Below are 9,314 nucleotides of genomic sequence, written 5' to 3' on the forward strand. Positions count from 1 at the left end.
GGCCGAGGAGCAGCCGCCGATCTTCATCGCGCATCAGCTGATGTTCGACAAAGACCTCGGGCTCTCCCACTACGGGTTCACGCGGTCGGTGGCGAGGTCGACGCGACCCGTGGTGACGGCTACGTCGAGCCGGAGCCACCCGACGAGCCGCAGATGCGGTACGTGGTCGCCGCGGTCGGGCTTCCACGGCCGGACCTGGAGGGCGAGCCGCCGTGCGTGCCGGCCGGCACGCCGTGGTGGCGGCGCCTGGCCCGCCAGGTGGTGCCGCGCCGCGCCGGCCGGGACTGCTGCTGGTACCACCGCGTGGACTGGGCTTCGGCATCCGCGCGGCGATCACCGCGCTCGAGCAGGCCGAGGCCGAAACCGGCGCGTACGACCCCGACGCCGATCCGCAGCTCGAGCGGATGACGGCCGCAGTGCGGGCGCTGCGTGCCGCAGGCCTGGGCGACGCGACGTTCCGAGCGGCCAAGTCGCTGTTCCAGGACCCGATCCAGCCGGAGACCTCCGGAGTGCCCAGGGTCGTCCTGTAACCCGGCGAGGTAGTTGGACAACGTCTTGCGAGTCCGTAACTGCTCTGCCCTGTCGGTGGTCCGCAGTACAGCGAGTCGGGCGTCAACGTAGGACGCGACCGCGCCAGCGGGCGTGCTGGCCAGGCCGCGGAAAGTCGGGCGTCAACGTAGGACGCGACCGCGCCAGCGGGCGTGCTGGCCAGGCCGCGGAAGTCGCCGCGCACGTGGATGCCTTGCTCTGGTGCCCTCGATAAGGGGCAGCACTAGGTGAAATAGCACTTCGAGCGCTTCACGCCTCAAACGACATCCAAACGGGCGATATCGGCCGCGAGGTGGGTACGTTCCCCTCTGCACATCTGAGGGGAGGGCACTCATGCGCGATGTACGCGGTGAGCACGACTGGGGCTGAGCAGGACATACCCTGCCAGCGAATATCCGAATACCGCTCATGGTCACGGTATCCTGACGCAACGCAGCCACCCGAGAGGTGGCTCGCGGTGTGGGGGTGACGGTGACTGACCACAGGGCCGATCGGTGGCTGATGCCGCTGGTCGGCCTCGTGGTGTCGGCCGCTGCGGTGGTGGTGGCCTGGGCGCTGGTGCGGGCCCCCTGGTCTCCGGGCTCGGCGCTGCTGCACGTTGCGTTCGCGGGGGCGATGATCGCGGTCGCGGCGGGGTGCACGGTGACCGTGGCCCGCAGGCAGCAGCAGGTATCCGCGACCTCGGCCGCCGTGGTCTTGGCGGTGGCGGTGCTGCCCGCGCCGTGGGTGGTCCTGACCACCGCTGTCGGAATCTCGGCGGCGAAGTCTCTGCGGCAGCGCGACCTGCGCAAAATCTTGTTTAACGTCGGCAAGGACACCGTTGCGGCTGCGGCCGGCGCCGGGATGGCGTGGTGGCTGGGCTGGCGCCCCGGACTGGACACGATGGAGGTGGACCCGGGGGCGTGGCCCCGACTACTGCTGGCACTGGTCGCCGCGGCCGCCGCCTACGCCGTGGTGGAGGAAGCGCTGGTCGCGCCCGTCGTGGCGCTGGCCACCGGCCGCCGCTGGTGGCAGGTCACCGCAGCCGACGCCGACCTGCGGACCGGGCTGCGGCTGGTCGACCTGGTGCTCGGCGTCGGCGCGGTCATCCTGGTCGACCTCGACGGCCGGCTGCTGGCCGCGCTGCCGCCGACCGTGCTGGCCGTCCACAGTGGGTACGCCTGGCGGATCCGGGCCCGCGAGGATCGGCTGGCCTGGCGGCGGTTGTCCGACGCCGTCGCGGAGCTGGCCGGCGGCGACGCCGCCCGGGTCGCCACGGTCGGCGCCGTACGCGGCGCCGAACTGTTCGGCGCCGCCGCGGCCGAAGTGGACTATCCGACGCCCGCCGGCGCCCGGCGGATCCGCGCCACCGGTGGGCAGATCTCCTACCAGGGGCCCGCGACCGGGCCGGCGCTGGATGGGGTGGAATTGCGCCTGTCCGGCGGGCTCACACCGGCCTGGCTGCGCCTGCGCTGCCGGGCAACGGCGACCCTGACCGGCCGGGACCGGGACCTGCTCGCCGCCTACGGTCGCGCGCTGGGCTGTGCACTGGTCGCCGCCGGCCGCGTCGACCAGCTCGGCCGGCTCGCCTACACCGACGCGCTGACCGGGCTGGCGAACCGGCGGCGGCTCGTCGACGTCCTCGCCGAGCTGGTCGCCGACGACGCCCGCCGGCGGCGGGTCGTGGTCGGCCTGGTCGACCTTGATGGGTTCAAGCAGGTCAACGACACCCACGGCCACGACGTCGGCGACCAGGTCATCACCGCCTGCGCGGGCCGACTACTGGCGGCCGTGCCCGAAGCTGTGGTGGTCGCCCGGCTCGGCGGCGACGAGTTCGCCGTGGTCTTGGTCGACGTCGACGACGGGCTCGACACGGTGGCCCGCGCGGTGCTTGCCGCGCTGGCCGCGCCACTGGCCGTGGCCGGCGTCTCGGTCACGATCGGCGCAAGTCTGGGCTGGGCGGCAGGAGTCGACCACTGCACGCTCGACGAGCTGATGCGCGCCGCCGACGCCGCGATGTACCGCGCGAAGGGCACAGGTGGCGGCGCTGCCTATACCTTGGACCTCACCAGCCGTCGCAGCGGGCCAACGGACTAGATCCGGGCGCGAAGAAGTGCTGGAACACGGCGAGGCAGGGCTGTGCGAATCGCGGCCGGGCATGCGACGCAACGGGACCTGGCGAGGCGGGTCGGCCAACCTGGAACAGGTGTTTCTGGCTGGCGATGCCGGGTTCGAGCGCATCCCGATCGCGGTCATCGTCACGGCCGACGTGGGACGGGACGGGCAAGCCAACCGCGACCACCCGACCGCCTGGATCCAGTCGAGCCGCCACGGTGCGTAGATGCCCCGGGCACTGCAGCCCGGACCTCGACGGGGCGAGCGGCCTGTACTCTGCCCGCCTACCAGTGCCTCGGCCTGACCGGGGCGGGGCTGGCTGCGCCGCGCCGCGTCGCCGAGCATCGGTGCATGTCCTGGCACCCCCTTGGCCAGCACACGCCCGGCGGCTCGACTGTTCTGGTCAGCCGTCAGGGCCGGGTGACCGCGACTACCAGCCCGCGACCTCTGCCGCACGTCACCGCTCGTACGCGTCCTTATCCCTCAACCTGCTTTCAACTGACGCATGCCTCGGAGTGGAACGTGGGTAAAACTGGGCAATAGGCGGAGGCCGGCAGGGGTGGCTTCGACCTTGGCGTCAGGGTAGACCCGTAGGACATCTGCAAGGTTGGCTTTGAACAGTTCGCGGAACTTCGCCCTGCCCCTGGCATCGCTGGCGCTGTTGGTGCCGAACTGGACCATCAGCATCTCCCATGGCACGACAGTCGGCCGCCGGAGCCACGAATACCGCCACGTCAACCAGGCGTAGATGTCGACGCGCATAGGCGAGCCTCCCTTAGCACGCAGTGCGGCCAGCGCGCGCATGTTCAGAGGTACTGGGTGTTCGACAACCTGGTTGAAGAAATCAGTCGAGAGTTGGATGGTCGACGGGAACAGCGGATCCTGACCGTTACCGTTTGAGTCCTCCCAGAAGAGGTTCCAGGCAAGGGCGACAGTCATCTGTCCACCCCGGTCACGGTGTGCTCCGTCAGAGATCTCAACACTGAGTCGCGATTTGAGGAGCCGTTCCATCTGGTCGCGCATCCGTGTGATGGTGCCGGTCCTGCCACCGGTCACCTGGAGACCGAGGTCGCGCATGAAGGTGCTCAGCGATGAGCCGAGTACGAGCTGAGGAGAGCGCGTCTTTACTGCCTGGCTGGACATCCAGATCAGCAGTAACCGCGGCAACAGGCCAAACGGGTAGATCGGTTGGTACGTGCCCGGCGCGACCAGTCGCTTGCCGGGGTCGACGTGCAGGGTGACGTTTCCGTTGTGCCGGGTCCAGACGGGGATGGCGCCGGGATCCTTGTACGGAAGGTTGGTCTGGGTTAGGAGATGGGTGAGGAACCCGATCTCCTGCTCCTCTTCGGTCGCAGCTTCCGCCACCAATGCGGCGAGCTTGTGAGGGTCCGCTTTGGCTCTGGGCATGCCGGCATCCTGCACTGGCCCGTGAGGCTTAACCAGCTACAGCCTCGGCGTGTCGCGTCGTATGCGGACTGAGCTGGGAAAACGTTACGCATATCTTGGGGGGTCGCTCTGGCGCACCAACACCGAGGCAGCACCCCGTACGCATATCTTGGGGAGGCAAGTCGGACGTGGTGAACGCCCTTGCCAGCTCGCTGACGGGCATGGGCTCGGCGATGCGGCCTGGCGAGCGTGTCCTTCCTGGACCGCTTACGTCGCGCTCGGGAGGGAGAGGCCGTCGCGCATATCTTGGGGTACGCCTCGCCATACGTTGTAGTCGAATCTCACTGAGGCGTGGGGGGAGTGGGACACCTGGTCATGTTGGGAGAGCCGCGACCCCGCTTCTGTAACGCATATCTAGGAGATGCTGTGGACAACGAAGCGCCGTCCACGCATATCTAGGGGGCAGGAAGATCGACGCCGCGCGGCCCGCATATCTTGGGGATGATTCCTCGCCTGATTCGCCCTGGTTAGTCCTATAAGTCCGCTTCGACGCGAACGCTGTGGGCTTCAGTGGTAGGGGCCGGTGTTTGCCGGAGCTGTTACGCAGCCCCCGTCGGACAGCTCGCGACAGGGGAGCAGCACGCATAAGTGAGGGATCGTGCCCACTGCTGTGGAGCAGGACTCGGTTTTCCACGCATATCTTGGTGACGTCGGCATGTTCCGCACCCAAGAACCTGTGGACAAGCGAAGCGTCCACGCATATCTTGGCGGCCGAGTTGTCCAGGTAGCGAGCTTGGGGTTCCGCATATCTTGGGGGAGAGCACGCATATCTTGTCACGACGATCTTGCATCGTCGCAGGTCAGCCAGCACTTTTCGCCTGTGCCTTTAGCTCTTGCCTTTAGCTGTTTTTCTTCCTTTAGTCGCCGTCTCCTCCTTGTGGATAAGGCAGCTGGTTGGCCGCTTCTGGGCCCACTGTCCACCGGACGACGGTGGCCGCCGTGCCGTTCCTGGCAGAGCTCGCCCGGCACGCCCCGCAGATCCGGGACGACTTCACCTGGATGCTCGGCATGCTCGCCGATCCACGCCACGCCTACGGCGAGGAGTTCCCGGCGGTACAGGCGGCCGTGGCCGCCCAGGTGGACCTGTTGCTGCCGCTGCTGAACGACGCCGACCAGCGGGTACGTGAAGCGGCCGCGTACGCCGCCGCGCGCGCGGGTGCGGCCGCCGGGCCGCTGTGGCGACGGTGGAAGGTCGAGAGCGATCCGGCGGTTTCGGCGTCGCTCGCGCTCGCCCTCGGTCACGTCGATGGCCCGGCCGCCAGCCCGGTGCTGGCCGACGCCGCCGTCAACGGCCCGCCCGCGGTCCGGGTCGCCGCCACGGTCGCGCTGCTACGTGCCGGGCTCGCCTGGCCCAACGGCACCGTCACCGCCGTGGTCGACGCGATCGACGACGGCGCCACCGTCATTCACGGCTGGGCCGGGCCGGAGGCTGCTACGACGAACTCGTCGTAGCCCCAGACAACGAGGTGGCCGCGGACGTACTCGGACACATGCTGCGGGCCCGGGACCCCGGTACGCGGCGCGCCGGCATCTGGGCGATGGGGCGACGGTGCGAGACCCGACGCTCCGCACCCGCGCTGTTCGTGCCGCTGTTCGTGCCGGCGATCGACGACCCGGACCCCGACGTACGCGGAGAGGCCATCGGCGCGCTCCGCCGGGCGGGCGCGGTCACCGGCCGGTTCGCGGACATGCTCGCCGCCGTCGCGGCCCGCTATCCGCAGGTGGCCGGCGAGCAGGGCTTCACCGACGAGTACCGGGCAGTCGAAACCCCGCTGCTGCTCGCCGACCCGCGCTGGATCGAGCCGGTGTGCGCCGCGGCCGCCGCCGGGCACCAACCAGACCTGTCCACCGAGGCCCGGTTCAGTCCCACGGTGCTGGCGGAGATCCGCAGCAGACTGGCCGCCGACCCGACCCGGGCAGACGTCCTCGCCAGCGTCGTAGCGCAGTGGGGTACCGACGCCGCGGCCGCCGTACCGGACCTGATCGCCGCGATCCCGCACACCGGGCCGCAGGTCGCCCGGGCACTACTGGAACTCGGCCACGACGAGCCCACCGCCGTGCCGTACCTGCGGGCAGAGACGGCGCGGACAGGTGACCCGCCGGCGGCGCTCGCCGTCTGGCGGATTACCGGCGATGCGCAGCCACTCCTCGACACACTGCGATCCACCCTGTCGTGGAGGCGGCAGGCCCCGCCCTGGGAGATGTCCGGTCTCGGCGACGTCGGCGACGGCCTACTCACCGGCACCGCCGCCCGAACCCACCCCGAACGCCAGGTCCAGCTCCTCGCCGCCCGCATCGTGGCCGCCGTCGACGGACCGGCGGCGGTACTGCCGACCGTGTCCGCCGTCCTCGCTGGCGGAGACACATCGGCGCACCTGGCGGCGACCCTGATAGCCGAACTCGCGCAAGCCAACCCGGCGGCGGTGGCCACCCTCGAACCACAACTACGTCAGCAGCTCGACGACCGCTGGAACCGGATCGCGGCGGCCCGGGCACTGGCTCGCCTCGGCGTACAGACGGCCGAACTGGCCCGGCCACTGGTCGACGGCATCGCCGACTACCGCGGCCGGTACGCCGTCACGGCCATCATCGAACTACGCGCAGTCGAGACCAACCCGGCACTGGAGGAACTCGTCGCCGACGACCGACGCTTCAACACCATCAGCTTCGGCGCGCGAGTCGTATCACGCGGACACTCCGGAGCTGCCCGAGCTGTGGCATCTGTTGGCTGCATTGCCCAACCGCTTGCGATACAGAACGTGACTGTCCGCCTTGGCGGCGCCGTCGCATGCTGCCGCACTACCTGCGGGTTCACTGCTTGCCCCGCTCCAGGCTGGCGCTCTGCGTAGTCAAGAGAGCAGCGGTCCATGCCTTTACCTACCGGGTGTACACGATATCGTTGACATGTGACTACATGGCGGCAAGAGGACGGTGGTCTCCCGATCGCTGACTCGCGTAAGCAGCGAAGAAGTACCGCGTACGAGGCGGCGGACGCCATTGCTGAGCGACGGTACCGACACGCTGACCCTGCTGATCTAGCCCGTTTTGGCGAAGGCTTGTTGGGCATCGTCAGTCACGTTGCCAACTATCGCCGCCTTCCTGCATCCGTTGTTCAGGCTGATGTTCGTGACGCGATCCGAATCATCGACCACCTCCAGGAGGTCTTCGACTCGGCCACGCTAGGGGTGATCGAAGCTGGCCGAGAGGCGGGGATGACGTGGGAACAAATCGCTGCCGCCCGGGGGTCGACGAACCGCCAAGCGGGACTGAACTGGTACCGACGCTTACAGAACGCCGTACGTGGGACGGGCACGAAGGACGACACCAAGCTGTACGCGGAACAGCGATGGCGCAAGGCGCAGAAGAGTTGGTGTGACACCAACAGCCGTAGGGTCGCCGCAATCCTCGTACGCCTGCACAAGCAAGTCCGCTCCTTCGACGTGGATACTCGTGATGCGCTCGCCGAACTCGTCATGAGACTCCCGCTGCCCGGTGAGTCGGTCTCGCCAGCGTTCGTGGCGGAGCTTGCAGGGGTGCTTCGGGATGCGGCCTTTGATGGAGCGCGCAGCCACCCCGAGACGCTGGAGACTCTGGAAGAGGCGCGGGGGCTACTTGCAACGCAACCTTCCTATACCGCTGACTGAACCCGGGGGATCCTTGGCCGCGCTAACGACCTGTGCCTAGTAGCGCGGGCTGAGCACCGACTCGGGTGGCCGTTCTTCACCAGGTGATCATGCGGTCGGAGACAAGTTCGGGGACCGCGCTCATGGTCTCGGGTAGAAGCTCGCGAAATCCGGTGAAGCGCTGCAGCTGGCGCCACCACTTCAGTTCGGCGAATAGCGTGTTCGACCGGAATCCGTGCGACGCTGCGTCCGTGGCCTGCTGCGCAACCCGCGCAACGGCTTCGTCGGCGATCTGGAGCTGTGGGATCGAGACGGCGAGTTGATCGCATCGCGGCTCAGTCGATAACTATCCTTATCCATTAGTCTGGCAGCGTCTCAACAAATAACATCGGCGCGGCCGGTGCCGTATTCCGCCGGAGACTCAGCGGATGAGAAGGAGACGCCTGTAAGCGACGCTTCGTCCAACGGCCCTGGCACCGCCACCACGGCGCCACTGACCACCTGCGGTGCCGTCGGCAAAACCACCACCAGTGTCCGCCTGCCCGTGATCTTTTTGGATACGGATTCGGACCCGGCCGGACAGTTCAAAGCCGTCGCGATCGATCCTGAGGCAGTGCGCCGCGCCGTCGAGCGCGCCAGCAGCGAGTACGACGCGGTCATCGTCGACGTGCCCCGACCTCTACGGCCCCGACATTGGCCGGGATGACGGATAGGACGACGTCGAACCGCTGAACCTCACCGACACACCCGGCACCCGGACAAACTGACCCTCTACTGGCCCCACCCCAAACCCCGGCTATCAGCCGCGCTCAACGAGGCGCGGCTGCCCCATATCCGGCACCGACTCCAAGATCAAACCTTTGGGTGCTAGGACAACCGACGACGTGTTCATCGTCCCCGCCCCGATCATCGCTGCCCTCGACGAACAGGACGCGTTCGAGGCCCGGCTCCCGTACCCCGGCGACGCTCGCGCCGTCCCGGCCGGCGTCACGTGGCGGGTCGTCGAGCGAATCATCGCCACCGCCCTCGAGGCTCAGTCCGCCGACCTCGCCGCGGCCGAACACGGACCGGCGATGGTCGTGTACGTCCTCGCCGCCGAGGTCGGCCCGCCCGTCGCGAGGGCCTGGTGCCCGCCAACCACCTGCCCTCGCCCTCGGGTGGCGGAGGCGGCGTCACCTCCCTCCGTCGCCGGGCTCTCCGGCGCCGCCGATGGTGTCGCGTCGCTCGACCCCGGCGCCCGGGTGCCGGTCCAGTAGCGGCCCGCCGGCTCCTCGGAGGGCGTCATCGCCACCGGGGAACCACGGCTGCACTCCAACCACGATCGGTGCCGCCCCGCCGACCACCTGCACCCGTATTTCCACACCGACCTGGGCGGCCGGCCGGGCAGTGTTGCAGGTCTCGATGAACCCGTCGGCCGGCGCCGCCGCGGATGCGCGACCCTCGATACACGGCCCGGAAAACTCTGGCCGGGCACTGACGTCCGGCGCCTCGCCCGGTTTCCGTCGGAAACTCTGGCCGGGCACTGACGTCCGGCGCCTCGCCCGGTTTCCGTCGGAAACTCTGGCCGGGCACTGACGTCCGGCGCCTCGCCCGGTTTCCGTC

The 9,314-nt window shown here is 68.8% G+C and carries 9 protein-coding genes; 8 read left to right on the forward strand and 1 reads right to left on the reverse strand.

The genetic code is table 11. The features are described 5' to 3' along the window. Positions 1–212: 212 nt before the first annotated feature. From AB0I42_RS26490 to AB0I42_RS26500, 3 genes are all read left to right on the forward strand, one after another. Positions 213–530 (forward strand): hypothetical protein, encoded by a 318-nt coding sequence (locus AB0I42_RS26490; RefSeq protein ID WP_357541166.1) that lies wholly within the window; start codon positions 213–215, stop codon positions 528–530. A gap of 490 nt (positions 531–1,020) precedes the next feature. Then, positions 1,021–2,625: a GGDEF domain-containing protein gene (locus tag AB0I42_RS26495; protein WP_357541168.1), complete on the forward strand. Its 1,605-nt coding sequence runs from the start codon at positions 1,021–1,023 to the stop codon at positions 2,623–2,625. Positions 2,626–2,641: 16 nt separating this feature from the next. Continuing rightward, positions 2,642–2,869 carry a hypothetical protein gene (locus AB0I42_RS26500; RefSeq protein ID WP_357541170.1) on the forward strand — a complete coding sequence of 76 codons (228 nt, stop codon included), beginning with the start codon at positions 2,642–2,644 and terminating at the stop codon, positions 2,867–2,869. A gap of 257 nt (positions 2,870–3,126) precedes the next feature. Here the strand turns inward: AB0I42_RS26500 and AB0I42_RS26505 are convergent, their stop codons facing one another. Next, positions 3,127–4,050: a replication protein RepA gene (locus tag AB0I42_RS26505; RefSeq protein WP_357541172.1), complete on the reverse strand. Its 924-nt coding sequence runs from the start codon at positions 4,048–4,050 to the stop codon at positions 3,127–3,129. Between the two features lie 978 nt (positions 4,051–5,028). On the opposite strand from AB0I42_RS26505, the gene AB0I42_RS26510 reads away from it, so the two are divergent. From AB0I42_RS26510 to AB0I42_RS26530, 5 genes are all read left to right on the forward strand, one after another. Continuing rightward, entirely contained in the window at positions 5,029–5,541 is a 513-nt protein-coding gene (locus AB0I42_RS26510; RefSeq protein ID WP_357541174.1) for a HEAT repeat domain-containing protein, read from the forward strand. Between the two features lie 14 nt (positions 5,542–5,555). Continuing rightward, on the forward strand, positions 5,556–6,938 hold the full coding sequence (locus AB0I42_RS26515) for a hypothetical protein (RefSeq protein ID WP_357541176.1): 1,383 nt from the start codon (positions 5,556–5,558) through the stop codon (positions 6,936–6,938). Positions 6,939–7,145: 207 nt separating this feature from the next. Then, positions 7,146–7,733, forward strand: a complete 588-nt coding sequence (locus tag AB0I42_RS26520; protein WP_357541178.1) for a hypothetical protein — start codon at positions 7,146–7,148, stop codon at positions 7,731–7,733. A gap of 379 nt (positions 7,734–8,112) precedes the next feature. Then, positions 8,113–8,418: a hypothetical protein gene (locus AB0I42_RS26525; RefSeq protein WP_357541180.1), complete on the forward strand. Its 306-nt coding sequence runs from the start codon at positions 8,113–8,115 to the stop codon at positions 8,416–8,418. A 154-nt stretch (positions 8,419–8,572) separates the two neighbouring features. Next, positions 8,573–8,968, forward strand: coding sequence for a hypothetical protein (locus AB0I42_RS26530; protein ID WP_357541182.1), 396 nt, complete (start codon positions 8,573–8,575; stop codon positions 8,966–8,968). The last annotated feature ends 346 nt before the right edge of the window (positions 8,969–9,314 follow it).

The organism is Polymorphospora sp. NPDC050346, from assembly GCF_040655695.1.
GTDB lineage: Bacteria > Actinomycetota > Actinomycetes > Mycobacteriales > Micromonosporaceae > Polymorphospora > Polymorphospora lycopeni.